This is a genomic window from Thermococcus kodakarensis KOD1, from assembly GCF_000009965.1.
GTDB lineage: Archaea > Methanobacteriota_B > Thermococci > Thermococcales > Thermococcaceae > Thermococcus > Thermococcus kodakarensis.
In genome coordinates this window covers 1,346,333-1,371,559 of record NC_006624.1, presented here as the reverse complement: position 1 = coordinate 1,371,559, position 25,227 = coordinate 1,346,333, and the positions used below count along the sequence as shown (strand labels likewise).

At 53.4% G+C, this 25,227-nt stretch carries 24 protein-coding genes; 16 read left to right on the top strand and 8 right to left on the bottom strand.

Features of this window, described 5'->3' with window-relative positions; translation table 11 throughout:
- The first annotated feature begins 42 nt into the window (after nt 1-42).
- Nucleotides 43-993 carry a phospholipase D-like domain-containing protein gene (locus TK_RS11835; protein WP_011250514.1) on the top strand — a complete coding sequence of 317 codons (951 nt, stop codon included), beginning with the start codon at nt 43-45 and terminating at the stop codon, nt 991-993.
- 59 nt (nt 994-1,052) lie between these two features.
- Here the strand turns inward: TK_RS11835 and hisS are convergent, their stop codons facing one another.
- The 5 genes from hisS to TK_RS07780 form a co-directional block, all read right to left on the bottom strand.
- On the bottom strand, nt 1,053-2,363 hold the full coding sequence (gene hisS / locus TK_RS07800; protein ID WP_011250513.1) for a histidine--tRNA ligase: 1,311 nt from the start codon (nt 2,361-2,363) through the stop codon (nt 1,053-1,055).
- 63 nt (nt 2,364-2,426) lie between these two features.
- Nucleotides 2,427-3,038 carry a MarC family protein gene (locus TK_RS07795; RefSeq protein WP_011250512.1) on the bottom strand — a complete coding sequence of 204 codons (612 nt, stop codon included), beginning with the start codon at nt 3,036-3,038 and terminating at the stop codon, nt 2,427-2,429.
- Nucleotides 3,039-3,138: 100 nt separating this feature from the next.
- Entirely contained in the window at nt 3,139-4,263 is a 1,125-nt protein-coding gene (locus TK_RS07790) for a cation:proton antiporter (protein WP_011250511.1), read from the bottom strand.
- A 10-nt stretch (nt 4,264-4,273) separates the two neighbouring features.
- Entirely contained in the window at nt 4,274-5,416 is a 1,143-nt protein-coding gene (locus TK_RS07785) for a cation:proton antiporter (protein ID WP_011250510.1), read from the bottom strand.
- Between the two features lie 48 nt (nt 5,417-5,464).
- Complete coding sequence (locus tag TK_RS07780) at nt 5,465-6,022, bottom strand: CBS domain-containing protein (RefSeq protein ID WP_011250509.1); 558 nt, start codon at nt 6,020-6,022, stop codon at nt 5,465-5,467.
- A gap of 159 nt (nt 6,023-6,181) precedes the next feature.
- Here TK_RS07780 and TK_RS07775 point away from each other — a divergent pair, with 159 nt between their 5' ends.
- Genes TK_RS07775 through TK_RS07765 form a run of 3 tightly spaced genes read left to right on the top strand, consistent with a single transcriptional unit; the run spans nt 6,182 to nt 9,104 of the window.
- Nucleotides 6,182-7,648 carry an NAD(P)/FAD-dependent oxidoreductase gene (locus TK_RS07775; protein ID WP_011250508.1) on the top strand — a complete coding sequence of 489 codons (1,467 nt, stop codon included), beginning with the start codon at nt 6,182-6,184 and terminating at the stop codon, nt 7,646-7,648.
- A gap of 47 nt (nt 7,649-7,695) precedes the next feature.
- Nucleotides 7,696-8,610: a tRNA-5-methyluridine(54) 2-sulfurtransferase gene (locus TK_RS07770; RefSeq protein ID WP_011250507.1), complete on the top strand. Its 915-nt coding sequence runs from the start codon at nt 7,696-7,698 to the stop codon at nt 8,608-8,610.
- Entirely contained in the window at nt 8,607-9,104 is a 498-nt protein-coding gene (locus TK_RS07765) for a hypothetical protein (RefSeq protein WP_011250506.1), read from the top strand. Before TK_RS07770 ends, TK_RS07765 begins: the two co-directional genes overlap by 4 nt.
- A gap of 54 nt (nt 9,105-9,158) precedes the next feature.
- Here the strand turns inward: TK_RS07765 and TK_RS07760 are convergent, their stop codons facing one another.
- A complete protein-coding gene (locus tag TK_RS07760; RefSeq protein ID WP_011250505.1) occupies nt 9,159-10,439 on the bottom strand; it encodes a glycosyltransferase family 2 protein in 1,281 nt (426 codons plus the stop codon).
- Between the two features lie 50 nt (nt 10,440-10,489).
- On the opposite strand from TK_RS07760, the gene TK_RS07755 reads away from it, so the two are divergent.
- The 3 genes from TK_RS07755 (at nt 10,490) to TK_RS07745 (ending at nt 14,103) form a co-directional block, all read left to right on the top strand.
- Nucleotides 10,490-10,921 carry a hypothetical protein gene (locus TK_RS07755; protein ID WP_143598702.1) on the top strand — a complete coding sequence of 144 codons (432 nt, stop codon included), beginning with the start codon at nt 10,490-10,492 and terminating at the stop codon, nt 10,919-10,921.
- Complete coding sequence (locus TK_RS07750; RefSeq protein WP_011250503.1) at nt 10,918-13,179, top strand: 6-pyruvoyl-tetrahydropterin synthase-related protein; 2,262 nt, start codon at nt 10,918-10,920, stop codon at nt 13,177-13,179. The genes TK_RS07755 and TK_RS07750 overlap by 4 nt, the downstream gene beginning before the upstream one ends.
- A 93-nt stretch (nt 13,180-13,272) precedes the next feature.
- Nucleotides 13,273-14,103: a 7-cyano-7-deazaguanine synthase gene (locus TK_RS07745; RefSeq protein WP_011250502.1), complete on the top strand. Its 831-nt coding sequence runs from the start codon at nt 13,273-13,275 to the stop codon at nt 14,101-14,103.
- A gap of 2 nt (nt 14,104-14,105) precedes the next feature.
- Here the strand turns inward: TK_RS07745 and TK_RS07740 are convergent, their stop codons facing one another.
- On the bottom strand, nt 14,106-15,005 hold the full coding sequence (locus tag TK_RS07740) for an asparagine synthetase A (RefSeq protein ID WP_011250501.1): 900 nt from the start codon (nt 15,003-15,005) through the stop codon (nt 14,106-14,108).
- Nucleotides 15,006-15,217: 212 nt separating this feature from the next.
- Between TK_RS07740 and TK_RS07735 the strand changes: the two genes are divergently transcribed.
- Nucleotides 15,218-15,799, top strand: a complete 582-nt coding sequence (locus TK_RS07735) for an ATPase, T2SS/T4P/T4SS family (RefSeq protein WP_011250500.1) — start codon at nt 15,218-15,220, stop codon at nt 15,797-15,799.
- Between the two features lie 80 nt (nt 15,800-15,879).
- Here the strand turns inward: TK_RS07735 and TK_RS07730 are convergent, their stop codons facing one another.
- Nucleotides 15,880-17,037 carry a pyridoxal-phosphate-dependent aminotransferase family protein gene (locus TK_RS07730; protein WP_011250499.1) on the bottom strand — a complete coding sequence of 386 codons (1,158 nt, stop codon included), beginning with the start codon at nt 17,035-17,037 and terminating at the stop codon, nt 15,880-15,882.
- A 163-nt stretch (nt 17,038-17,200) separates the two neighbouring features.
- Here TK_RS07730 and TK_RS07725 point away from each other — a divergent pair, with 163 nt between their 5' ends.
- The 8 genes from TK_RS07725 to TK_RS07690 all read left to right on the top strand — a co-directional run bounded on the left by TK_RS07725 (nt 17,201) and on the right by TK_RS07690 (nt 25,217).
- Complete coding sequence (locus tag TK_RS07725; RefSeq protein ID WP_011250498.1) at nt 17,201-18,364, top strand: MFS transporter; 1,164 nt, start codon at nt 17,201-17,203, stop codon at nt 18,362-18,364.
- A gap of 94 nt (nt 18,365-18,458) precedes the next feature.
- Complete coding sequence (locus tag TK_RS07720) at nt 18,459-19,007, top strand: 50S ribosomal protein L16 (protein ID WP_011250497.1); 549 nt, start codon at nt 18,459-18,461, stop codon at nt 19,005-19,007.
- A gap of 148 nt (nt 19,008-19,155) precedes the next feature.
- On the top strand, nt 19,156-20,298 hold the full coding sequence (locus TK_RS07715; protein WP_011250496.1) for an RNA ligase: 1,143 nt from the start codon (nt 19,156-19,158) through the stop codon (nt 20,296-20,298).
- Nucleotides 20,299-20,361: 63 nt separating this feature from the next.
- Nucleotides 20,362-21,738, top strand: a complete 1,377-nt coding sequence (locus tag TK_RS07710) for an ATP-binding protein (RefSeq protein WP_011250495.1) — start codon at nt 20,362-20,364, stop codon at nt 21,736-21,738.
- Nucleotides 21,739-22,359: 621 nt separating this feature from the next.
- A complete protein-coding gene (locus TK_RS07705) occupies nt 22,360-23,130 on the top strand; it encodes a putative RNA uridine N3 methyltransferase (protein ID WP_011250494.1) in 771 nt (256 codons plus the stop codon).
- A gap of 1 nt (nt 23,131) precedes the next feature.
- Nucleotides 23,132-24,172: a 50S ribosomal protein L3 gene (locus TK_RS07700; RefSeq protein ID WP_011250493.1), complete on the top strand. Its 1,041-nt coding sequence runs from the start codon at nt 23,132-23,134 to the stop codon at nt 24,170-24,172.
- A gap of 10 nt (nt 24,173-24,182) precedes the next feature.
- Complete coding sequence (rpl4p, locus tag TK_RS07695; RefSeq protein ID WP_011250492.1) at nt 24,183-24,950, top strand: 50S ribosomal protein L4; 768 nt, start codon at nt 24,183-24,185, stop codon at nt 24,948-24,950.
- 6 nt (nt 24,951-24,956) lie between these two features.
- Nucleotides 24,957-25,217, top strand: a complete 261-nt coding sequence (locus TK_RS07690) for a 50S ribosomal protein L23 (protein ID WP_011250491.1) — start codon at nt 24,957-24,959, stop codon at nt 25,215-25,217.
- The last annotated feature ends 10 nt before the right edge of the window (nt 25,218-25,227 follow it).

Sequence of the window (25,227 nt, the reverse complement as noted above, 5' to 3'; positions counted from 1 at the left end):
TACAAAAATACTTTTAAGCTAGTTCTTCCGCAGTGACCCATTATGAGGGGAATAATTTCAGTTTTGATGGTGCTGGTTTTGGTAGCGGCTGGATGCTTGGGCACCCCTAGTCCTGGAACTCATTCTAACTCCTCTAACTATTCACCCGCATCAAGGACCACGGTAGCAACCGTTTCGGAAGAAAAGTGTGTCCGCAACGTCTCAAGCGATCTTAGTAAAGAGCTCTCCGACCTCAAAACTAAGGTAGAGCTTTTGAACGCGAGCCTGAGGGAGTGCCGCAGCAACGCCTCCCTTTTGAAGTATTCGCTCAACGTTACCCAGAGCAGGTTGGCCGTCCTGACTTCTGAGTATAATGGGTGTCTGGCTCATCTCTCAACCTGCAACTCGACCAGTTTGAAACTTGAGAACTGCCAGAAAGAGCTTGAAAGCGCTCAAGAGGAGCTCAAGGAGTGTAGGGTAACCTCTGACCAGCTTTCTTCGGAGCTGGAAGAGTGCCGACTGAAGCTCAATGAAACCTATGACGTCCTCAACAGGACTTACACCGATGGAAGTGTTGAACTCCTCATAGAGCGTGATTACTACGAGGAGGCGATTGAGGCAATTGATGGCGCAACGCAGGAAATATACGTAATGATGTTCTCGATGCTCTACGACCCAGACGACTGGTCGGACGAGGCCAACGATTTGATAAACGCACTGATCCGCGCCAGACGCCGCGGCGTTGAGGTCCACATTCTTCTGGAGAACAGCCTAGATACCAACAGGGAAGCGTATAACTACCTTAAGTCCAATGGAATCGACGTTTCATACGACTCCCCATCAACGACCCTCCACGCCAAGATTGTCGTTGTCGACGGCAGGATAGTCTTCCTTGGAAGCCACAACTGGAGTGAATCCGCCCTCCACTGGAACCACGAGGTTAGCGTTAAGATAATCTCCAAACAGCTCGCGGAGGAGGTGATCAACTACTTCTGGAGTGTTAGGGGTCCCTGATTTTGTTTTTTACAAGGACAATCCATTAACAGTAAAACGGGAAAAGAAGCTAGGAAATGTTAAACTCCCAAGATGTTGAGGATTTCCTCAACGGCTCTTTCCTTCTCTATGCTCTTCTGCTCGCCCGATTTCATATCCCTGAGGGTCACTTTTCCAGCTTCGAGGTCTTTCTTGCCGACTAAAACCACGTAGGGGACTCCGAGCTTTCCGGCGTAGTCGAGGGCTTTTCTGAGCTTTCTCCCAGTAAGCTCAATATCCGCCCTCACGGTGGCTTCCCTGAGGCCCTGGGTTATCTCTATGGCAGTCTTCTTCACCTCTCTATCATCTCCGATTGGAATAACGTAAACGTCCGGCCTGAGCTTGATCTCAGGGAGGAGGCCTTTCCATTCAAGTATCGGGATGAGTCTCTCGATGCCAATGGCAAAACCGGTTGCGGGGGTTGGCTTCCCGCCAAAAACCTCGATGAGGTTGTCGTAGCGGCCGCCGCCACCGATGGAGCCTATTCCGAGGTCGTTGGGGGCTATCGCCTCGAAGACGACGCTGGTGTAGTAGTCGAAACCGCGGGCTATGCCGAGGTCTATCCTTACCCACTTGGAGACACCGTAGGCATCGAGAAGGTCAACGAGCTCGTAGAGCCTCTTTATTTCGGCTTTCGCCTCCTCGCTCGTGAAGAGCTCTTCAGCCTTTGGAAGGACTTCATCGGGGAGACCTTTAATCTCGATCAGCGAGAGGACTTTCTCAACGCCATCATCGTTCAGCCCGAACTCCCTGAGCGCCCCCACGAACTCTTCCCTGCTCATCTTGTCCTTCTTGTCGATGAGCCTCATAAGGCCGATATCGTCCTCAACGCCCAGCATCTTGGCGAACTCGTCGAGGAGGATTCTGTCCCCGATGTTCACTGTGAAGTCCTCAAGGCCGACCGCGAGGTAGCTCTGGGTGAAGAGGGCTATGACCTCCGCATCGGCCTCCACTCTGTCACTTCCTATCAGCTCCACTCCCGCCTGCCAGAACTCGCGATAACGGCCGCTCTGCGGTTCCTCATAGCGGAACATATTCGCTATGTAGTACCACTTTATCGGCTTCGGCGCGTTCTGGAACCTGTTCACGTAGAGCCGGGCGACGCTTGATGTCATGTCCGGCCTTAGAGAGATGTCCCTTCCGCCCTTGTCTTGGAAGGCGTAGAGCTGTTTGACGACTTCCTCTCCACTCCTCAGCTTGAACAGCTCGGTATATTCAAACGTTGGTGTTAGAACTTCCTGGAAGTTAAAGCCCTCGAAAACTTCCCTTATTCTCTCAAACACCCATCTCCTCTTCGCCATTTCCTCGGGGAGTAAGTCTCTCGTCCCCTTGACTTTATCAAGTCTCGCCATTTTCAACACCTGGCAGAAGGAGGGTTTTGGAGGTTAAAAGGGTTGCTGAATGAAAATCAGAAACTACGCTCCGGTCATCAGAAGGTATATCCCTATGACCCCTTCCACCATCATCTGGGCGCCGATTGCCATGATGAAGAGACCGATTATTCTGATGGTTATGCTGAGGAAGCTCTTGTTCACGGATTTCATCATGTAGAGGGCTATGAACATTGAGATCGCGACTATTAGAATTGCTATGGCCGTTGCGGTGAGGGAGACGAAGTAGCCGTACTCAGCCGTCATTGTTATTACGGCGGTTATCGCGGCCGGGCCAGCTATCAGGGGCATTGCCACCGGAACGGCCGCCAAAGCCAGTATGTCCTTTTCCCTCTTGAGTGTGAACATGCCACCGCCCTCGAGGGCCTCAAGGCCTATCTTGAAGAGGACGAAACCGCCCGCAACCTTGAGGGCGTTTATATCAATGTGGAATATCTCCTGGAGGATTATCTGGCCGGCGACGGCGAAGCTGGCCAGGAGAATGAACCCGATGAGGTTTGCCCTGATTATGAGGGCTTTTATGTCCTCTATGTGGAAGTCTTCGCGGAGGAACGTAACTAGGAGTATCTTGTCGCTCGGGTCTATCATGATGAGCATGAGTAAAGCTGAACTCAGTATCGTCCCCAGTTCGCTCATATCGTCGCGTTGGAAAAGGGATTTAAAAAGCTATGCCAATTTCCCTTGCTATGATGACACCGGCACTGGCTGATCAGTGATGAGCACTCGGTTGTCTGAGCTACCTTGAGTAGAGCCACTTGAGGAGTGGAGGCGTTATTATCGTCGTCGTGAAGATCATCAGGATTGCCACAGTAAGGGCATCGCCGCTTATTACGCCGCTCGACATCGCAACGGCCAGCATAGCCAGCTCGACACCCATCCTCGGTATCATTCCGACGCCTATCCTCAGGGAAGCCGCCCAGTCGAAGCCGCCAAGTCTCGCCCCAAGTCCACAGCCGATTACCTTGCTGACTATTGCCGCAGTGGTGTAGAGAACCGCAAAGAGACCCGCGTGGAGGATGTAGGACAACTCTATCCTCATGCCCACCTCAACGAAGAAGAGCGGGATGAAGAGGGAATAACCGAGGACGTTCATATGCTCCATGATGGCCTTTTTCTTCGGAATCTGGCCGAGGGCAAGGCCGGTGAGGTAAGCACCGAGGATCGAGGCGAGGTTCAGGTGCTCGGCGAGGTACGCAAAGACTATCAGGAAGACGAGGGCGAAGGCAGTCTCGCTCTCGGGGAGGTCGATCTTTGAGACGTAGCGGAAGACTCTATCTGCAATCTCCGGGCCGAAGTAGAGGAAGAAGAACAGGAGAAGGGAAACTGAGATGAGCACCTCTGCCAAGCTAGAATAATTAACCGAACCTCCCTTAATCATTGATATCGCGACGGTGAGCACGAGGATTCCAAGAACATCGTCAACGACGGCAGCAGCGAGAATCGTCGTCCCCTCGCGCGTGTTCAGCTTCCTCAGCTCCATTAGGACTTTGACGGTTATGCTCACACTCGTAGGCGTCATCAATGCACCGTAGAGAACCGCCTCATGGAACGGCACAAAGAAGTATGCAACGCCGAATCCAAAGAGAAATGCAACTATGACACCTACTCCAGCAACGAAGACGCTCTGCTTTCCGACGCGCTTGAACTCCTCGAGCTCGCTCTCGAGGCCGGCCATGAACAGGAGGAGCAGGACACCGAGGTTGGAGAATTGGGCGATGACCGGGTTAGTTTCGAAGAAGATGCCGATTAACAGACCCCCGAATATCTGGCCCAGAACGACGGGCTGGCCGATCCTCTCGAAGAGGTAGCCCATCACCTTTGCCGTTGCGAGCATTATGGCTATGAGGAGCAGTATCTCCATGTTACCGCCTCTACTCCCTTGAGAACGCCCACTTCAGGAGGAACGGGGTTACAATCGTCGTTATCACCACCATTGTGACCGGAATCGCGAAAACACCCCTGTCAAAGACGCCTTCTCTAAGGGCGACGTTGGCCATGATGAGGGCAACTTCCATCCTCGGAACCATGCCGACACCGACTTGGATCGCTTCAATGGGTTTGAACTTGGCAAAGAGTGCGCCGAGTCCACAGCCAACCACTTTGCTAACTACGGCGAGCAGGGCATAGACGAGGGCGAAGGTTCCAGCCGTGGTTAGAATCCTGACGTCGCTCTCTATTCCGATGCTCACAAGGAAGACAGGAATGAAGAGGGAGTACCCTATCGTCACCGTCTTGTCGGCCACTTTCCTGGCTTCCTCGGTCGTTGCCACTAGTATTCCAGCTAAGTAAGCACCGGTTATTCCGGCTATCTGGAACTGTTCGGCAAGGTAGGCGAAGATTAGCATGATTGCTATTGCCATGGCCGTTACCGTCTCGGGCAGGGTTATCTTTTCCGACGCCTTCAGGGCCTCTTTAACCGCGGGAGTCCCCACGAGAAGGCCAATGAGGAAGAATAGTGCTACCTCTCCAATGATTATGAGGAGGTCCTTGGCGTAGACGCTTCCACGCGTGTTTATCCCCACGAGGATCGTCAGGGCGATGATGCCGAGGACGTCATCAACTACGGCGGCAGCTAAAATCGTTGTCCCGACCCTTGTCCTTAGCTTCTTCATCTCCATCAGAATGCTGGTAGTCAGGCCGACGCTCGTCGCCGTGAGAATACCCCCGAGGAAGAGGGCCTGGACGTGCGAATACCCCCAGGCGAGGGCGCCAAAATAGCCGAGGAGAAAGGGGACGAGAACGCCCATCGCCGCAACTATAAAGGCAGGAATCCCGACGTGCTTGAACTCCTCGATGTCCGTTTCAAGACCGGCCAAAAAGAGGAGCATAACGACACCGAGTTCCCCAATGAGCCTGACGGCCTCGTCGTAGGAGACTATTCCGAGTATAGAAGGCCCTATGAGAATCCCCCCAATGAGCTGGCCGAGAGCGGCTGGAAAGCCGAGGCGAACAGTGAGGTATCCGAACAGCTTTGCAACTACCAGTATCAGCGCCAGTTCCAGGAACACGTCCATGATTGTCATCCCCTGCAGTTTATTCAACCCTGCAGTGGTTGCCAAACCTCAGTACGAAACTATGCGGATGAGCCGGATGATGTCCTTAACCTCAAGGACGCCGTGGACGCGGTTTTCATCGTCAACGACGGGAAGGTGGTGTTTTCCGGTTTCGAGCATGATTTGAATGGCCCTTCCCAGGTTTTCGTCAACGTGAATCGTTATCGGCTTCTTAACCATTATGTCCTCAACGCGGGAAGCTCTGTTGATGGAGTACCTCTTCAGCAGGTCTAAGCCCACTATGGAGTACCTTTTCGGCGGTGCAAAGAAGTTGAGCAGATCCTTCATGGTTACGAAGCCCAGAAGCTTACCTTCCCCGTCGATGACAACCGCGGAGCTCTCCTCTCCCCTCAACTCCTGAACGAGCTTGGATAATGAGTCACTTGGGTGAAGCGTCAGGAACTCCGTATCCATCACGAGGCTCACCGGGACCTTTGAGATGTAGCGGATGTTGTGGCTCAGCTCCTCCTTTCTCTGGAGCATCAGAAGGCGCCTCTTGCTGTGGATTATGTGGACTTTCTTGGCCTTGGTTGCTTTTGTATTCGAGACACCTGAAACGTCCTCCATTGTACTCACTGGTACAAGTCTATTGTCTGAATGCGTTTAAATGTTTCGGGCGTTTTTTGACATAAAAATGTTTAAATATCTCGAAATCTTTTGAATTTTTTGACTAATTTTAGCCAAAAACTTTTTAAGGCAATGGCCATAGACATCGGTAAGGGAAATATGGTTTCTGGAAACGGAAGCGGAAAGGCGTACGATGTTGTTATAATCGGTGCTGGCCCCGCTGGCCTTTTTGCAGCCTACGAGCTTGCCGAAAAGAGCGATTTTAAGGTTCTCGTCATCGACGAGGGTGGCGACGTTGACCAGAGGAAGTGCCCAATGTACGAGCTCGGCTACTGTGTCGGCTGCCAGCCCTGCCACATAATGAGCGGCGTCGGTGGCGCGGGCGGGCTGAGCGATGGCACGATAAACCTCCGCCCGGACATCGGCGGCGACCTTAGGGAGCTGACCAACGACGAGAACTACGCCTGGCAGCTCGTCTGGGAGGTCGACCAGATTCTCCTGAGACATAAGGCCCCAAGGAACCTCTTCAAGGGCGATCCAGAGCAGGTCAAGTACTGGGAACAGAGGGCTGCCCAGGCTGGGGTGAAGTTCATCCCGATAATCCAGAGGCACATAGGCTCCGACAGGACGCCCGAGGTAATAGGCGACATTAAGCGATACCTGGAGAGCAAGGGTGTCAAATTCCTTCTCTGGACGAAGGCCCTTGAGTTCAACAAGGGTTGGGTGAAGGTAAAGCGCGGAAAGGACGTCTTTGAGATTAGAACTAGATACATCATAGTCGCCCCGGGGAGGGGAGGCGCCGACTGGTTCCACGACGTTGCCCAGAAGATTGGGCTGAAGGCAAGGCACGGGCCGATTGACGTTGGAGTTCGCGTCGAGGTTCCGGCCATAGTTATGGAGCCAATAACGAGCATAAACCACGACCCCAAGTTCCACATCTACACAGACACCTACGACGACTTCGTGAGGACCTTCTGCACAAACCCGAACGGCTTCGTGGTTGAGGAGAAGTACGATTCCTACGTCGGCGTGAACGGCCACTCCATGCACGAAAAGAAGAGCAACAACACCAACTTCGCCTTCCTGACGAGGATAGAACTGACCGAGCCGGTCGAGGACACGACAGCCTACGGAAAGAGCATCGCCCAGCTTGCTACAACTATAGGCGGCGGAAAACCCCTAATCCAGCGCCTTGGAGACCTGAGGAGGGGCAGGAGGAGCACCTGGGCCAGGATACGGAGGAGCGACGTTGAGCCGACCCTCAAGCACGTTACTCCGGGAGATATAGCGATGGCCCTGCCACACCGCGTCGTCACAAACATCATAGAGGGCCTTGAGAAGCTTGACAGAGTCCTTCCGGGCGTTGCCAGCGACCACACCCTACTTTACGCCCCGGAGATTAAGTACTACGCGATGAGAGCAGAGGTGAATGAGAACCTTGAGACGAGCATCGAGAACATCTTTGCCGCTGGAGACGGGGCCGGGCTGAGCAGGGACATAGTGAACGCTGCCGCGACTGGCCTTCTCGCCGCGAGGGGGATACTCAAGAAGGAAGGTCTTTACACTGAGAAGGACTTCAGGAAGCCGGGCAACTGGAAGAGTGTTGTTGAGTCCCTCAATGGATAGGTTTTTTAAACTCTCCTTCTTTTTCTCTGCTGGTGTAGAAAATGCCGATGAAATGTAAGTTCTGTGAGAGACCAGCCTTCATCAAGCTCCACTATCCAAAAATGTACCTCTGCGAGGAGCACTTCACCGAGTACTTTGAGAGGAAAGTAAAGAGAACGATAGAGCGCTACAAGATGCTCAAACCCGACGAAAAAGTCCTGGTCGTCGTCAGTGGTGGTAAGGACTCGGCAGTTACAGCCCACGTCCTCAAGAAGCTCGGCTACAATATCGAGTGCCTCCACATAAACCTCGGCATCGGCGAGTACTCGGAGAAGGGTGAGAGATACGCTAGGGAGCAGTGCGAGAAGATAGGTGCTCCCCTTCACATTGTCAGGCTCAAAGAGCTTCTCGGCTATGGTATCGGCGAGGTGAGAACGAGGAGGCCGACGTGCTCCTACTGCGGCTTAACCAAGCGCTATATCTTCAACAAGTTCGCCTACGACAACGGCTTCGACGCAGTTGCCACCGGTCACAACCTCGACGATGAGGCGAGCTTCATCTTCAACAACATAATGAACTGGAACACGCAGTACCTGGCGAAGCAGGGCCCGGTAACCCCCTCCCAGTTCAACGGAAAGCTTGTGAAGAAAGTAAAGCCCCTCTACGAGGTGACCGAAAGGGAGGTTGTTGCCTACGCTTTGGCCAACGGCATAGAGTACGAGATAGACGAGTGTCCCTATGCGAGGGGAGCCACGACCCTCGAGTGGAAGGCAATCCTCAACGAGATGGAGGAGAAGAGGCCCGGAACGAAGATAAACTTCGTCAAGGGCTACCTGAGGAAGAAGCACCTCTTCGAGGCCGAGCTGAAAGAGACCGAGCTTAGGGAGTGCAAGGTCTGCGGTATGCCGTCGAGCGGAGAGGTCTGTTCGTTCTGCCGCTTCTGGAGGCTGGAAAAGCCGATTGACTTCAGGGTGGAAAAATGAGGGTCGTGGTAAAGTTTCCTGGGGAACGAAGGCGCGTGCTGGCCCTTCTAAGATTCTACATGGTAGCGCTGCTTGTTAGTGCGGTTATTTGTTCGGCCTTTACCGCGTTCTGGGTTATGGAGGCCAGTCTCCCCCATGCCATCGTTTACCTTGTAGCGTCGATGTTTTTCTTTGCCTCGTTCCTGATGTACCGTGAGGTTTACCTCTCTCTAAGGAAAACCAGGTTTGTCCAATATTTCCGTGCCCTTGAGGAATATTTCAGCCCTCCCTTTGGGGCATACGCCTCAGTCCACGTCCTTGCTTCCGTAATCTTTTACACTGCCGACGTGCTCAGGGGTGGGTATGCGCTCGTTGCCACCCTGCTGCTGCTAAAGGGTATAGTTGAGTACGTCCTGGGACTCTTTAGGGATGACTTGAAAGTGGCGTCCGTTCTTTATGCCTCGGTAATAGGAGGCGACTTTGATAGGCTCTCCCTCAAAGACCCCTTCAAGTGAACCTCTGCGTCTTCTCCCATGTGAGTTTTCCTATCAGGAGCTTTGTGAGGCCCCTCATGGTGTACACAACCCCCGCAAGGACGAAAACCATGAAGTACAGGGATACGCCGCGACGAAGCTCCAGGGCACGTGGTAGTTGTGTCTCTTCATCTCCACCCAGTTGGAATACGCTACCGATGCCCAGAACACCAAAAACGCGGTTATCGAGACGGCAAGGAACAGCCCGGGTTTGGCCAGCATGAGCGGTACGTTGCCTGACAGGATGATGTAGCCGTTCAAGACAACCGAGAGGAACCAGAACACTGGAACGAGGTAGCTTATTAGATAAAAGTGCTCTATAAACCCCTCCGTGATTCCGGAGCAGCTCCTCAGGACGTTCCAGTAGTAATCGAGCATTACCTGGAAGTGGCCCTGTGCCCAGCGCGACCTCTGCTTTATGTAGTCCTTCAAGGTCTCTACGGCCTCCTCCCAGCCGATTACCCCATGGTAGTACCAGAAGCGGTAGCCCGAAATCATGGCCCTGGCCCACAGGTCTGTGTCCTCAGTGACGGAATCCTCCCTGAACATGCCGAGCCTGAGAAGGTGTGAAAACCTCAGGAGGGCAACTGTCCCACCGTATTTCCCGTTTTCGTTTAGCTTCATGTCCCCCTCTATGGCGACGTTGAAGCCCACCAGCCTTTCAAGGGTTATGAATTTTGTTACGAAGTTCCTGTCCCAGTTCCTAGGCCTCACGTTCCCTTGAACGCCCAGGACGTACTCGGGGGCATTTTCCATTATCCCGACGAGGGTGCGGAGGGCGTTGGAAGGTAAGAGGTAGTCTGCATCGAGAATGAAAACGTAATCGGGGTGATCCCTTGACTGTTCTATTAGTTCAAGGGTGTAATTAAGGGCCCTTGGCTTGCTCCTTCCCCTTTCGGGGGGAACGTCAATTACAACGACCCTTTTTGGATTTTCAGAGGCTATTCTCTCCATGATCTCTTTCGTTGAGTCAGTGGAGTTGTCGTTTATCAGGAACAGCTTGAAGTTGTGGTAGTCCTGGTTGAGTACGGTTCTGGCCGTTATCTCTATGACTTTCTCTTCATTGTGGGCAGGAATCAGGACGTAAACGAGCGGTTCAAAGAAGGGGTTTCCCTTATGGGCTTCAACTTTAAAGGGATAGTCACGTCTTGAGGCAGCGATCAGTAAGGAGTAGAATATCGTTCCAGAAAACACAATTAGGAACAGGAATATCAGGACCGCCTCTAGTGCATAGGCCGGCGGAACTATGAGTGTCAGTCCGATGGTTATCAGAATGTACAGATAGAGGGCTGATTGAAACTTCAGGGCCGGTTTCATGGTAAGGGTTTTATTTGAGGTGCTTAAAATACCTACTGGTTGAAATGGCGGTGGTACAAATAAGAAACGTTGCCTACCTTGTGAAGTTCCTGGACAAGTTTCTGAGGGAGAACAGGGTGAGTGCTTGGCAGGGCAGGGACAGGTACCTAGCCGAGTACTCAGTTGACGGCGGGAACGTACGTCTCGTTTGTCATTATCCCGAAAACACGGTAACGGTGTGGTTTGAACCTGATTTATTGAAATTCGTTCTCAGTGACCTCATCCTCCACGAAGAGCACCTTCGAAAGGCGGTGATAATAGGTGTCGCCAACGTTCCAGTTAAAGGCGTGCCGAGCGGCTTCATAGATGCTTCTTGGGGGAGGGTTGAAATCCTGAAGGTTGTTAGGGGACTTTGGCTTGGCACCGATGGGCACTCAACGTTCTTCGCTTCGAACCTGGAGGGGCTTGTTGAGCTCGTCGAACTCCTGGAGGGATCGTCTTGAGGAGAGCCTACTTCATCCTTCTGGCGGTAATTGCGGTGCTCTTATACCTCCCGCTGTTCACTGCTCCGTCTCCCCCGGCCCTCAATACGGACGGCAACGGTCATCTATTCAAGATACACAAGCTCATGAGCGATGGGTGGGAGCCGTGGATTGAAGACTGGTACTCAGGCTTTCCGTTCCTCAGATTTTATCCTCCCCTGTCGTACCTCATAGGGGCTTTCCTTGGCATCTTGCTCGGGAGCGATATAAGGGGATACGCCGCAACCCTGATGCTGACCTCGTTCGTGGGTGCTGTCGCGCTACACTTCTACCTGAGGAGGACCGGACGCGAGCCGTACGTTGCTCCCGTTGTTTTTCTGCTCTTTCCCTGGCACCTTGGAGTTGCATATATCGAGGCCAACTTTCCGAGGGCCAACTCAATAAACCTGTTTCCCCTCTTTCTTCTCGCACTTCTCTGGGCGGTTGACATTCGTGAAAGGTACCTGGCGGCATCCGCCGTGGCGATCTCGGTTATCTCTTTGATCCATCACTCGGCCATGGTTCCGCTCGTTATCACTGGTCTCGTACTGCTCTTTGAAAACTTCAGGAAAACCCGCGTTCTCTCAAACTTTTTCAAGGTCGGCGGAATCGTCGTGGCACTTACATCTTTTTGGTACGTCCCATTCCTCTTAGAGAGAGAATGGACAAACTTTTGGAAGATATACCAGTATTCTTGGCTCTTCAAGAGTTACAGCGTGTCGCCTTCGCGCTTTCTTGAGCCGGTGGGGATAGCATCAACCGCCGTCTTTTCAGCGTTCCTTATCGTTGCTTATTTCAGGGGGACTCTCCAGCGCCGCACCCTTGGCCTCATCGCACTTTATATCTACCTCGCGCTCGGGTACTACTCGCCGACCCCATGGATTCATTCCCTTCCGGTTCTCTCGATGATACCCCAGTATAGATGGATGGACATGGTCAACCTGCTGGTTCCCCTCATCGTTGCCGACGCCTTAACGGGAGTAGAACTTAAGTGGAGGCTCGTTGCTGGAGCCTTATCTGTGGGCATTTTGATCTTCGGTGCACTGCCCTATGCCGAGCCCATCCCGCCTTATCCCGGGGACTTGATGGAGGTCGCCGAGTTCCTCCGCGAACAGCCAGGGGAAGATTGGAGGTTTGTAGTGCATCCGGGTGTTTCACACCATAGCTACCTGCCCGTTCTTACGGGTAAATCTACTCTAAACGGATGGTACCACGAGGGGGATCCCGCAGAAGAGGGACACCTTAGGATGTGGTATGCTCTGTCCACTGGTAATGATGCATCCTTATACCTCAAGATCTACGCTGCGAAGTTTTTGATGGCGTCCATCAACGTCACTGTGAAAGACTATTCTCGGATTGAGAGGATAGGTAACTATTGGATCTACACCTCCAACGTCAGTTTCGTTGAACCCGTTGGGGCAGTGCTCCTTGGAAACTTCTATGACCTCCCGGTGGACTACGCCTACTTTGAGGATCCGTCTAACCTTGCTGCGATTCCACCAGGTTCCGTTGGCGTTGTTTACGCTGGAAACCCGTCAAAGGAAGAGGAGGGTCTTCTCTGGAACTTCGTGAGGAACGGCGGTACGGTCGTATGGGTTCCCGAGGGGAGCGGATGCCTCTTTGGTGTGTGCGGCGTAATGGAGCGCATTGATAATTCTCGCCTAAGCTCTGATGTCTTCAACGTCTCGATCTTTGCCCCCTTCGAGTACGAGGGAATGCCCTGGTACGGTCCCGTCTTTGAGAACGTGACGCCGCTCCTCTCGGTTGGGGATAAGGCTATAATCGGTTTGGTGAAGCTTGGAAACGGCACCCTCTACCTCGTTGGGGGCAACCTCCTGTACCACAGCCTCTACTGGAACTCAAAGAAGGAGGCGGAGTTGATCTTCGGCCTCGCAGGGATCGATGGAAGCCTGAACTACACGCTCTTTTCCAGATCGGACGGTGAGTACTCGCTTGGACTCTCACCGTCGAGACCGATGCTTGTGCGGATATCCGAGAGCTACTACCCCCACTGGAAAATTAGGGTGAACGGAAAGCTTGTGGAACCAATTAGGGACGACCGCACGGGGCTTACGCTGATTACTGTCTCGGGGAAATCCACGGTGGACGCCGAGTTCCGCGACCCGTTTATGCGCCTTAGGGCGTATTCTGCAATCGGGTGGGTGGTTGTCCTCGCGTACCTCTTGGTCGAGTTCTTCTGGAGACGCAGGTTAAAGGTGGTGATAAACGAATCAAGCTGACCTTCTCCCCGCCGTGAACGGCGAGGCTTTCAAAAGAAGTAAAGAGAGAAGTGTTTTTAAGACCCCCATTCACCGACCGAGTGGGGGTTAGTGGTGCTGAAGTGTTCAATCTGCATTCATGATGAGAGGACTGCGACGATAGACATAATCAACGGAAATCCGATATGTAGGGAGTGCCAGGTTTATCTAAAGCATCCCTTTGACAGGGAGAAAATCAGAAGAGAACTTGATGAGCTGATGGAGAAAGTTGATAGGGCCATCGTGGCTTACTCTGGAGGGAAGGACAGCGTCGTTGCCCTTTATCTGGCGAAGGAAGTCTACAAAGTCCCGGAGCTTGAGGCTGTAATGGTAGACCACGGGTTAATGGCAGAGGAAGCCATCGAGAACGCCCGGAGGATGGCCGAGGCCCTTGGAGTCCTCTTCAAAATCCTCCGCTACGACTACTCGGACATCTTCAGGGAGGCCCTGCTGAAGGCCCAAAGTCCCTGCAGGGCCTGTTCGAGGAGGACGATGGAGAGACTCCGAAAGTACGCCCTGAAAAACGGCTACCGCTACATCATCACCGGCCATGAGCTTCCCTTCGGCCACAAGCCCTACAGGCTCATGAGCGGTGGTGTTATCCAGATAAGGCTACTCTCCCTGATGACGGAGCGCGAGAGGTTTGAAATCCTGGAAAAGCTCCCCTTTGAGTTCCCTGAGCTCCCAGGCTACACGACCAACTGCCTCGTTCTTGGCCCGGCTCTTGAGCGCTACTACAAGGTTCACGGGCACTCCTTTGAGCACAGGAGGATAGCGGCCCTCGTGAGGTACGGCTTAATGGACAGGGAGAGGGCTGAGAAGCTTACCGCTCCCCCCGAAGTTCCCGAGAGGCAGTGGGAAATCGTCCTGAAAAAGCTGAACCTTGAGGGAAAAATTGAACGATAAGCTCATATCACCGCCGGAATTCCCGGCACTCTCGGGAATGGCTGAACTTCGGCGATGTGCTTCGCCCCGACTATGTACCTGACCAGTCTCTCGATGCCAATCCCGGCCCCCGCACTCGGCTTCAGCATCCCGGCCTTAGCAACTTCGAGGTAGGGCCTGAAGGCCTCTTCGCTCAGCCCCGCTTCCCTAATCTTCCTCTGTATCTTCTCGTACTCCCACTCCCTCTCGCCGCCGCTGGAGACCTCGCCGTAGCCTTCCGGGAGATAGAGATCGTAGTTCCTCCAGACTCCATCGACTTCCCTGTCGTAGAACTCCCTTGGTATGTCTGTTATCCAGAAGGGTTCGCCCATCTCTCTGCTTGCTTTCTCTTCACTGCCAAACTCCTCAATAACTTCTTCAAGGGTAAAGCGTTTGAAGGGCCGCTTCACTCTCGGCAGTTCTCTCTCAAAAGTTTCCCACACTGGCCCCCTGAGCTCCCTGAACAGGCCCACGATTAGTTCTTCTACCAGCCTCATAACGTCGTCCATGCTGGCGTGGGATATTTCAAAGTCGAGCTGGGTGAACTCGTAGGCGTGTCTTCCGTCGTCGCTTTCTCTCTCCTCAAGCCTGATGTTTGGCGAAAGGACGAAGATCTTTTCCAGACCCATTGCTACAGCAAACTGCTTATGGAGGATCATGCTGTGCATGAGCTTCAGCTTACTGCCATACGCTTCAATCTCAGGCGCTCTCATCTTGCTCGCGGCCGGGTCGGGCCAGAGCGGGTCTGTTATCGAGCTGAGCATGACTGGTAATAGCCACCTAAACCCTCTGGAAGTCAGCTCGCTGGTGAGGTATCTTATGGCCTCGGTCTGCACCCTAACAACGGGTTCTATTCTCCTGCTTACCATCTGGACTGCGTTCATGAGCATCACCGGTGGATAATTGAGCGCTTCTTCTTTATGTCTTTTATCCAAAAATAGCTGTCATTTGGGCCAATTTTAACAGATTATTTCCTAAATTTTTGACATAAAGACAAGAATGTAGTGCCAATCAGGATAGCAGTGTTCAATCTTTTCCGGGTTTTGAGACTCGATATCGTTATAACCACTGAGAAACAACTAAAATCGGTGGTATCATGGGAGTCTACATCTTTACCCCCGAAGACCTCGTCAGGTACGGTTCCGCAAGGCCCGAACAGCTGGAAGTTCTCAGGGAGGCAGTTCTCGAAAAAAAGGACATCCTCATAGTTGGAACGAGCAGGAGCGGAAAGACAAAGCTCGTTGAGGCTCTCCTTCACTACGTCCCCGACGAATGGAAGATCGCCGTTATCACGGCCTACGGTGAGTTCAAGCCCTTCAGGCCCAACATCGAGGTCGTTGACACGGAGTTCGACAGGCGCTCTACGGATGTTAGAACTTCTGAAGTCATAGAGAAAATAAGGCGCATCAACCCGGATTACGTTGTCATCGATACGGTTCACACGGTTGACGTCGCTACGATACTCAAGACCCTAATAGACGACTATGCGTTTATTGTGACGTCACTCGCGCTGACTGATGACATCAAAGGCGAGGTTATGCACTGGCTCAGGATAGACGAGGACACTTTCAACAGGTTTGACGTGGTTGTCGAGCTGGCGAGGGACTGGAGAACCGGGCTCAGGAAGATAAACAGGATTTACAAGGTCAAGGACGGGGAGCTGATCCAGATTCTTTAACCATCGATTTTCTTTTCTCGTACTTTAGCCAAATTCTTCAATTATGGGGGATAAGAAGGGGAAAAGAGGGAGAATTGGAATCACTTCTTCTTGAGCTCCTCTATGACTTCCCTGAGGTTGTCGAGCATCTCCCTTATGTCGTCGAAGGTCATGTAACCCATGTTGCCAATGCGGAAGGTCTTCTCGGCGACGCTTCCGTAGCCCTTGGCAAGCTCGAAGCCCCTCTCGCGCATCGCGTTGTAAACGTCAACTCCCTTCATTCCCTCCGGGACAACGACAGCTGTAATAGTGGGGCTCTCGTAGCCCGGCTCGGCGAGGATTCCGAGGCCCATCTCCTTCACGCCTTCCCTTATCATCTCGCTTCTCTTCCTGTACATGTCGAGCCAGGCTTCCTTGCCGCCCATTTTCTCAACTATCCTGAGAACGACGTTGAGACCGAATATCTGCGGGAGCGGTGGAGTCGAGGGCGTTCCCTTCTTCTTCTCGTTGAACTTCTTGTAGAGGGGCAAGTCAAAGTACCAGCCGCGCTCCGGCATCTTCTCGGCTATCTCGAAGACTCTCTCACTGACAGCCGCTACGGCCAGTCCCGGCGGGACGCCGAAGGCCTTCTGAGAGCTCGCGAATATCATGTCGAGACCCCACTTGTCGAACTTGATGTCCGCTCCGCCCATAGCTGAGACCGCATCGACGAAGAGGAGCTTGTCGTGCTCCTGAACCACCTTGGCCAGCTCGGGGAGCGGGTTGAGGACACCGGTTGAGGTCTCGTTGTAGGTTATCGTAACCGCGTGGACGTCTGGATTTTTCCTGAGGGCATCGTCGAGTTCCTCGGGCTTTATGGCCTTTCCAGGCTCTTTCTCAAGGATAACGGCTTCCCTTCCGTTGGCGTTCACAACATCTGCAAAGCGCTTTCCAAACGCTCCAATAACCGTGACAAGAACCTTTCCGCCGCGTGGAATCGTATTCCTGACTGCTGCCTCCATGAAGCCTGTTCCGGAGCTCGGGAATAGTATTATCTCCCCCTTGTCGGCCTCGAGAAAGGCCTTGAGCCTGTTGAGCGTGTCAACGTGAACGGCCTTCGCCTCGGCAGAGCGGTGGCTGAACATCTGGACGCTCATAATAGCGAGAACCTCGGGGAAGCACGCGACGGGACCGGCTGTAAAGAGCTTGTACTTCGGCTTCACCATCTCGTAAACTTCTCTGTAGGCGTCCTCATAGGTCATGTCAAAGTGGAGCTCCATAGTTATCACCTCGCCCTTAGTTGCTCAAGGGGGTAAAAAGGGTTTGCTTTAGACCTATCAAAGGCTCTCCGAAAGTTAATCGGAAACTTCATCTTTAATGAGAATTTCATTCACTCCACCCAAGACTTTTAAACAGGTACTCAAACGTTCAGTCGGTGGTCTGATGGAACGGAGAAGACTCGCCGGCATCGTCCTGCTCGTGCTCTCTGCCTTCACGGGCACTCTCGCCTTTCGTCTCGCCACACCCGCCATAGCCTTCTACACGAGGGACACGCTCAGCGCGAGCATGCTGGCGGTTTCAATAGTTTCCATGTCCTTTGTTCTGGCGAGGGCTTTTTCCTCGGTGTTCGGTGGCCTCCTCCTTGAGAAGAGGAAGTCCATCCTCCACATCGGCGGAATCGCCATGATGGGGAACGCCCTGGCCGTTCACCTCTACCCCCTCACCTCTAACTGGATTCAGGTGGCTGGAATAAAGCTCCTCAACGGCTTTCTCAACGGCCTCAGCTGGCCCATGGCCCAGTTCGTCGTTGCCGTGGCGGCTCCACAGGAGATAAGGGCCCGGGTTACGGCCGTTTACTTCTTTTTCGGCAGCATCGCTTCCCTCCTCGGCAACTACGTTTATGCCTACACAATAGATTTGGGACTTTCTGGCCAGATGTGGGTATCTTCTGTCTTCTTTGTGCTGACCGGGCTGATAATGATAATCGCTTACATCCTCCTGAACGACTGGGTAGCACCGAAAAGGGAGAAAAAGAGCTCTCAAAGGCCCTCCCTCGACCCGAGAAAAGTCCTCGTGATAGCCTCCCTGATGGCGGTCATAGTGGCCTTTACCTCCGGAGAGATAACGTACGTCTACGTCTCCGAGGCCCTTGGACTGGAAAAGGCAACTACCGCGACCCTGCTGGGGTGGGTTGGCTTCTTCGCTTCCCTTCTCAGCTACTTCTCCTCCTGGTTCGCGGATAAGGTCAGCGAGGTTGGGATGGTAAAGCTGACGGCCGTACTTGCGGGGATTTCTCCGATCCTCGCGGCCGTTAAAACATCGTTCACCGTTTTCCTCGGAATATTCCTCGCGCTCTTCGGCTTCCAGAGCTTTAGGCCCATATCTAGGAAGGTGCTCGCCAGCTACCACCGCTCCTCCCTGGCCATAGGCGGGGTTAACGGTGTCCAGAACCTATCGACTTTCATCGGAGGGGTTTTCTTTGGCCTTGTGTACTCAATAGGAGAAATCCACATTGGGGTTACCTTGAACGGGGCGCTTTTGGCATTTACGCCGGTCTCGCTGGCCCTTCTAATTCAGGCCGTTAAGCTTAAAGGTGGGAGGGAGTAAGGACTCTGTTGGAGATTTCACCATCCAAAACTTTTATAAAAGCGATGGCCAGCTAAGTTTAGGCTTTAACTTACGCTCATTTGGAGGTGAGAGTATGGGACTTAGGCCAGCAAAGATTGATAGGGACGTTGACAAGCCCGCTTACACGAGGAGGGAATACATCCGCGGTGCCCCCGGTCCAAAGATAACGATCTTCGACATGGGCAACCTCTCAGCCGAGTTCGAGTACGAGGTGAGCCTTCACGCCGAGCAGGCCATGCAGATCAGGCAGAACGCCCTCGAGGCCATCCGTATCCAGGTCAACAGATACCTCCAGAAGAACGTCGGTAGGAGCAACTACCACTTCAAGATAAGGGTTTACCCGTTCCAGGTTCTCCGTGAGAACCCGATGGCTACCGGAAGGAAGGCCGACCGTTACGGAAACGGTATGCGCAGGCCCTTCGGAAAGCCGATTGGATTAGCTGCTCGCGTCAGGAAGGACCAGAAGATACTCACCGTCTGGGTGAACGGCCAGCACCTCAAGTTCGCCCTTGGTGCAATGCACAGGGCCAAGATGAAGCTTCCGTACAGTGCTTACTACAGGATCTACGACAAGGAAGGCAACGACGTTACCACCAAGGTTCTCTCCACGATGAAGCTCTGAACCGACTTTTCCCTACTTTTCTATGCTTTATCCCTCAAGCAGGTTCTGTACTGCCTTCAGTCCTCACGTTTTGTCTTGTGTTTCTGGGTGATGCAGATTCATAATAATGATTATTAATGATGCTGCCATACTTACTGGTGGTGAGAGGATGGTAAGCTCGTACTTCAGGAACCTGCTCCTCAAGCTGGGCCTTCCAGAGGAGAGGCTGGAAGTCCTTGAAGGAAAGGGGGCCTTAGCCGAGGACGAGTTCGAGGGAATCAGGTACGTCCGCTTCAGGGATTCGGCGAGGAACTTCAGGAGGGGGACTGTGGTATTCGAAACTGGGGAAGCTGTTCTCGGTTTTCCACACATAAAGCGCGTCGTCCAGCTTGAAAACGGCATAAGGCGCGTTTTCAAGAACAAACCCTTCTACGTGGAGGAGAAGGTTGATGGGTACAACGTCCGCGTCGTCAAGGTAAAGGATAAGATTCTTGCGATAACGCGAGGCGGCTTCGTCTGCCCCTTCACGACCGAGAGGATTGAGGACTTCGTGAACTTCGACTTCTTCAAGGACTATCCAAACCTCGTCCTGGTCGGTGAGATGGCCGGGCCTGAAAGCCCCTACCTCGTTGAGGGGCCGCCCTACGTCAAGGAGGACATTGAGTTCTTCCTCTTCGATATTCAAGAGAAGGGAACCGGGAGGAGTCTTCCGGCGGAGGAAAGGTACAGGCTGGCTGAGGAGTACGGAATCCCGCAGGTGGAGCGCTTCGGCCTCTACGACTCTTCCAAGGTTGGGGAGCTGAAAGAGCTTATTGAGTGGCTCAGCGAGGAAAAAAGAGAGGGCATAGTCATGAAAAGCCCCGACATGAGGAGAATCGCGAAGTACGTCACTCCCTACGCCAACATAAACGACATAAAGATAGGCTCACACATCTTCTTCGACTTACCTCACGGCTACTTCATGGGGAGGATAAAGAGGCTCGCCTTCTATCTCGCCGAAAACCACGTTAGGGGAGAGGAGTTCGAAAACTATGCAAAGGCCCTCGGCACTGCCCTTCTGAGGCCCTTCGTCGAGAGCATTCATGAAGTTGCCAACGGCGGCGAGGTTGACGAGACCTTCACCGTCCGCGTCAAGAACATAACGACCGCTCACAAGATGGTGACCCACTTTGAGAGGCTGGGGGTTAAGATACATATCGAGGACATCGAAGACCTCGGCAACGGTTACTGGAGGATAACCTTCAAGCGGGTCTATCCGGACGCGACGAGGGAAATCCGGGAGCTGTGGAACGGGCTGGCGTTCGTGGACTGAAGGATTTCCATTCATTTCCAAGCTGGGAAAGGTTTAAATATTCGAATCACGGTTATTATAATTATGATCCGTAAATTCGTGAACAGAAAACGGGAGCTTGAGGTGCTGGAGGAGCTCTACAACAGAGGGGCAAACCTGATTGTAGTGTACGGGCGGAGGAGAGTTGGGAAAACAACACTCCTTAGAAAGTTCCTTGAGGGCAAGAGGGGGATTTACTTCCTGTGCTCTCAGAGGGGGTATGAAAAGGACCTCGAACGGTTCTCGGAGGAAGTGAGCGAGTTCATTGGTATGCCAGTGAGGTTCGGGAGCTTTGAGGACGCTTTTAGGTTCCTTACAAAGCAGGGAAAGCTCGTAGTGGTAATCGATGAGTTTCCCTATCTCATAGAGGCCTACAGACCCATAGTTTCAGTGTTCCAGGAGATAGTAGACCTCATAATCAAGGACTCCCAGGTCACCCTCATCCTCTCGGGCTCAAGTGTGGGGATGATGGAGCGGGAGGTTCTGGGCTACAAGGCTCCCCTCTACGGCAGGGCCAGGGGTATAATGAAGCTGAAGCCCTTCAGGTTCTTTGACATGGTGGAATGGTACGGGAGCGATTTTGAGAGGCTCGTCCGCCTCTACGGCGTCACCTGGGGAGTTCCGAGGTACATGGAGCTCTTAAAGGACGGGAGCGACGAGGAGATAATCGCGAACTTCTTTGAGCCAACGGCTTTCCTCTTCAACGAGGCGAGGCTTTTGCTAATGGAGGAGCTTAGAAACCCGACGACCTACGCCCAGATCATCGAGGCCATAGCCCTGGGGAAGACGAGGCTCACCGAGATCTCCCAGTACGCGATGATGGAGGCGAAGGACCTTCCGGCCTACCTTCGGGTTCTCCAGAATCTTGGAATAGTCAAGCGCGAGGTTCCGGTCACCAAAAGGGTCTCGAAGAGGGGGATCTACACAATCGAGGATGAGTACTTCCGCTTCTACTACCGCTTCGTCAGCCCGCACTATGAGGACATTGAGGGCCTCAATCCTGAGCCCGCCATAGAGGACTTCAGGAAGAACTTCAACACCTACCTGGGGACTACCTTCGAAAAGGTTGCGAGGGAGTTCCTGATAATGCTCTCGGCCAAGGGGCACCTTCCCAGCTTGTACCACCGCTTCGGCCGCTGGTGGCACAAGGGCGAGGAGATTGACCTCGTTGCCCTCAACGAGCGTGAAAAGAAGGCGCTGTTCGTTGAGGTTAAGTGGAAGGAGCTCAAAGAGAGGGAAGCGAGGGGGGTTTTGAAGGACTTGGAGAGGAAGGCCGAGCTTACGGGCCTCGATGGATGGGAGAAGAGCTATGGGCTTGTGGCTAAAAGCGTCGAGGGAAAGGAAGAGCTCAGGGATGATGGCTGGTTAGTATGGGATTTAGGAGACTTCGAAAGGCTTATTTCCTCAAAGACCCAAGTTTAAGGGGTGGTTCCCTTGTCGCTCTTGCCGTTCGTCGGATGCTTTCAGGAATTTTTTAATTTTTCTTTTGACGCCCCTTTGGGCGTTGGTTTTGGAGTTAAAACCAACACAACTAAGGTATTTCAAGTGTTTTCATGTTCAAACTGGCTTTCCAAAGAAGAAAATCGCGTGAAATCTAGCTTTTTAAGGATGAGCTACGAACCTTGATCAAACTCAACGGGACTATCGTCCCGTGCGTTGAAGCGAAGCTTCAACGTCGCGCAGGAAGCTTTTGGGAAAAGCTTCACCAAAGTTTGAATGTCTCCGAGGATTGGCTTGATACGGTTAGATTCTCTTGATAGATGGGCGGAGAAGTGCGGGTTTTCTTATTTTTTAACGCCCTTTGGGCGTTATATTGTGAGTAAACCCTTGAGAATTGCCAATTAATGATTGAGAATCACTGAACGCAGGGCGCTCAAAAGGACATTCACTCTTTGATGAAACTTTGCCCTGCAAAGTTTCCTTTGCAAAAAAATTTCACACTCCTCAACCCAAAAGAGGGTGGAAAGGTTCGAAAGCCTTTTAAATAGTCTCCATAGACCCCAGTTCAGCATTGGAGCTACCACATCAAAGGATGACGGAAAAATGGCCTGGCACGTCTTCATTCCCGATTCGCTCCTCGAAGAGACCGACGACCCAAAGATCAGAACGTACAAGGTCGGACAGGTAGCCAGGGCCTGTTCAATATTCGGCGTTGAGCACATCTGGATTTACAGGGCCGGCGGCAGGGACGGAAAGTTCATCAAGACCGTCCTCGAGTACGCGGAGACCCCCCAGTACCTCAGGAAGAGGCTGTTCCCGCTGATGCCCGAGCTCAAGTACGTGGGAGTGATACCGCCGCTGAGGACGCCGCACCACAAACTCAAGGGAAGGCCAAGGGTCGGCGAAATCCGAGAGGGTTTCGCCTTCAGAAGGGGGAAAAGAACTTACGCGGACATCGGCCTCGATGAGCTGGCGGTCGTTGAAGGGAACGTTGAAGGGCGTGCAACGTTCAAAATCGTCTCGACGAGACCTCTGAGGGTCGTCCCGACAAAACCGGAGGACTACTGGGGCTACAGGGTTCACCTCACGAGGAAGTCGCTGGCGAAAACACTTAAAAAGGCCGGGCTTGATCTGGTCATCGCGACCTCGAGGAAGGGTCGCGACATAAGAGAGGTTGAGATCCCCCCGCTCGAGGGGGAGGTCGGTTTCGTGTTCGGCTCACCGAGGAAAGGCGTGATGGAGCTCCTCGGCGAGGAGAAGTTTGAGTTCCATCTGATCCTCAACACCATTCCAAATCAGCGGACTGAAACGGTCCGCACCGAGGAGGCATTGCTTGCAACCCTCGCGATATTTAATCTCATAAGGAGGGATTGAGATGGGAAAAATACACAGGCCAAGGAGAGGTTCACTGGCATATTCCCCGAGGAAGAGGGCAAAGAGCATAGTGCCCAGGATTAGGAGCTGGCCAAAGGACAGTGAAGTCAGGATGCTCGGTTTCGCTGGCTACAAGGCTGGCATGACCCACATCCTCATGATCGACGACAGCCCAGGGCTCACCAAGGGTAAGGAGATATTCGTGCCGGTCACCATAGTCGAGGTTCCGCCGCTCTTCGTCTACGGCATAAGGGCCTACAAGCAGGGATACCTCGGCCTTGAAACGGCCACCGAGGTTTGGTTCCACGACCTTCACAAGAACGTGGCCAGGAGGATAAAGACCCTGCCGAAGAACTACAACGAGGAGGCCTTCCAGGCGAAGCTCGGCCAGCTTGAGGACCTCGTCAACGATGGCGAGATAGCCGACGTCAGGCTTCTCGTCCACACCCAGCCCTGGCTCATCGGCCTCAAGAAGAAGCCGGAAGTTATGGAGTACGCCATCGGTGGCGACGACGTCAAGGCCAAGTTCGACTACGCCAAGGAGAAGATCGGCAAGGAGCTCCGCGCTGGAGAGGTTCTCCACGAGGGCGAGCTCCTCGACGTCATAGCCGTCACCAAGGGCAAGGGAACCCAGGGCCCGGTCAAGAGGTGGGGCGTCAAGGTGCAGTTCCACAAGGCCCAGAGGGCTGGCAAGGGCAGGCACATCGGTAACCTCGGTCCGTGGCACCCGGCAAGGGTCATGTGGACCGTTCCGCAGGCCGGTCAGATGGGCTTCCACCACAGGACCGAGTTCAACAAGAGGCTCATCGCCATAGGTGAGAACGGCAAGCTGGTTCTCGACGGAAACGAGATCGAGATCACCCCGAAGGGCGGCTTCCCGCACTACGGCATCGTTAGGAGCGACTTCCTCATGATCGAGGGTACGATTCCGGGTTCATTCAAGAGGATAATAAGGGTCAGGCCGGCTATAAGGCCGCCGAAGAAGAAGCCGCCGGTTGAGAGGCCGCAGATAACCTACGTCAGTAGGGAGTCCAAGCAGTGAGGTGAGATAGATGAAGGTCAAGGTTTTCAATCTCGAAGGCGAGCCCGTTGAGGAGATCGAGCTTCCCAAGGTGTTCAGCACCCCCTTCAGGCCGGACCTCATAAGGAGGGCTGTCATCGCTTCCTGGACTCACAGGATTCAGCCGCAGGGTAGGGACCCGCAGGCGGGTAAGAGGCGCGTCACCGAGAACATTGGAAAAGGCCACGGAATGGCAAGGGTTGAGAGGATAAAGACCTCCCCAAGGTTCGCCGCCTTCGTCCCGTTCGCCGTTGGCGGAAGGAGGACCCACCCGCCCAAGGTCGAGAAGATAATCTGGGAGGACATCAACAAGAAGGAGAGAAGGCTTGCCATAATGAGCGCCATAGCTGCAACGGCCAACTACGACCTCGTCAGGGCCAGGGGCCACGTGGTTGACAACGTCGTTCAGATCCCGCTCGTCGTTACCGACGACCTGCAGAAGGTCTTCAAGACTGCTCAGACCAGGGAGATATTCAAGAAGCTCGGTGTCTGGGACGACATCGAGAGGGCCAAGAAGAACACCAAGATCAGGGCAGGAAAGGGCAAGATGCGCGGAAGGAGGTACAAGAAGGCCAAGGGCCCGCTCATCGTCGTTGCCAAGAACGAGGGCATCGTCCAGGGAGCGAGGAACCACCCGGGCGTTGACGTTGTAACTGTTGACAACCTCGGCGTTGAGTACCTCGCACCGGGTACCCACCCGGGAAGGCTTACGATCTGGACCAAGGGTGCTATAGAGAGGCTTAGGGAGATTTACGGGTGATGAGAGATGGATCCGTACAAGGTCATCATAAGGCCGCTCGTTACCGAAAAGGCCGTTTCCCTCATCGAGAGGGAGAACAAGCTCACCTTCATAGTTGACAGGAGGGCCACCAAGCAGGACATCAAGAGGGCCGTGGAAGAGATGTTCAACGTCAAGGTCGCAAAGGTCAACACGCTCGTGACTATGAAGGGCGAGAAGAAGGCCTACGTTAAGCTCAAGCCTGAGTACGATGCAAGTGAGATAGCTGCCAGATTGGGATTGTTCTGAAGGGGTGAGT

Excerpts from the sequence above, each read along its gene's own strand:
- TK_RS07785 (WP_011250510.1), bottom strand. The coding sequence starts at position 5,416 with ATGGACGTGTTCCTGGAACTGGCGCTGATACTGGTAGTTGCAAAGCTG.
- hisS (WP_011250513.1), bottom strand. The coding sequence starts at position 2,363 with ATGGCGAGACTTGATAAAGTCAAGGGGACGAGAGACTTACTCCCCGAG.
- TK_RS07795 (WP_011250512.1), bottom strand. The coding sequence starts at position 3,038 with ATGAGCGAACTGGGGACGATACTGAGTTCAGCTTTACTCATGCTCATC.
- TK_RS07760 (WP_011250505.1), bottom strand. The coding sequence starts at position 10,439 with ATGAAACCGGCCCTGAAGTTTCAATCAGCCCTCTATCTGTACATTCTG.
- TK_RS07735 (WP_011250500.1), top strand. The coding sequence starts at position 15,218 with ATGGGAGTCTACATCTTTACCCCCGAAGACCTCGTCAGGTACGGTTCC.
- TK_RS07740 (WP_011250501.1), bottom strand. The coding sequence starts at position 15,005 with ATGAACGCAGTCCAGATGGTAAGCAGGAGAATAGAACCCGTTGTTAGG.
- TK_RS07730 (WP_011250499.1), bottom strand. The coding sequence starts at position 17,037 with ATGGAGCTCCACTTTGACATGACCTATGAGGACGCCTACAGAGAAGTT.
- TK_RS07770 (WP_011250507.1), top strand. The coding sequence starts at position 7,696 with ATGAAATGTAAGTTCTGTGAGAGACCAGCCTTCATCAAGCTCCACTAT.
- TK_RS07700 (WP_011250493.1), top strand. The coding sequence starts at position 23,132 with ATGGGAAAAATACACAGGCCAAGGAGAGGTTCACTGGCATATTCCCCG.
- TK_RS11835 (WP_011250514.1), top strand. The coding sequence starts at position 43 with ATGAGGGGAATAATTTCAGTTTTGATGGTGCTGGTTTTGGTAGCGGCT.
- TK_RS07710 (WP_011250495.1), top strand. The coding sequence starts at position 20,362 with ATGATCCGTAAATTCGTGAACAGAAAACGGGAGCTTGAGGTGCTGGAG.
- TK_RS07790 (WP_011250511.1), bottom strand. The coding sequence starts at position 4,263 with ATGGAGATACTGCTCCTCATAGCCATAATGCTCGCAACGGCAAAGGTG.
- TK_RS07780 (WP_011250509.1), bottom strand. The coding sequence starts at position 6,022 with ATGGAGGACGTTTCAGGTGTCTCGAATACAAAAGCAACCAAGGCCAAG.
- TK_RS07725 (WP_011250498.1), top strand. The coding sequence starts at position 17,201 with ATGGAACGGAGAAGACTCGCCGGCATCGTCCTGCTCGTGCTCTCTGCC.
- TK_RS07715 (WP_011250496.1), top strand. The coding sequence starts at position 19,156 with ATGGTAAGCTCGTACTTCAGGAACCTGCTCCTCAAGCTGGGCCTTCCA.
- TK_RS07690 (WP_011250491.1), top strand. The coding sequence starts at position 24,957 with ATGGATCCGTACAAGGTCATCATAAGGCCGCTCGTTACCGAAAAGGCC.
- TK_RS07765 (WP_011250506.1), top strand. The coding sequence starts at position 8,607 with ATGAGGGTCGTGGTAAAGTTTCCTGGGGAACGAAGGCGCGTGCTGGCC.
- TK_RS07705 (WP_011250494.1), top strand. The coding sequence starts at position 22,360 with ATGGCCTGGCACGTCTTCATTCCCGATTCGCTCCTCGAAGAGACCGAC.
- rpl4p (WP_011250492.1), top strand. The coding sequence starts at position 24,183 with ATGAAGGTCAAGGTTTTCAATCTCGAAGGCGAGCCCGTTGAGGAGATC.
- TK_RS07720 (WP_011250497.1), top strand. The coding sequence starts at position 18,459 with ATGGGACTTAGGCCAGCAAAGATTGATAGGGACGTTGACAAGCCCGCT.
- TK_RS07775 (WP_011250508.1), top strand. The coding sequence starts at position 6,182 with ATGGTTTCTGGAAACGGAAGCGGAAAGGCGTACGATGTTGTTATAATC.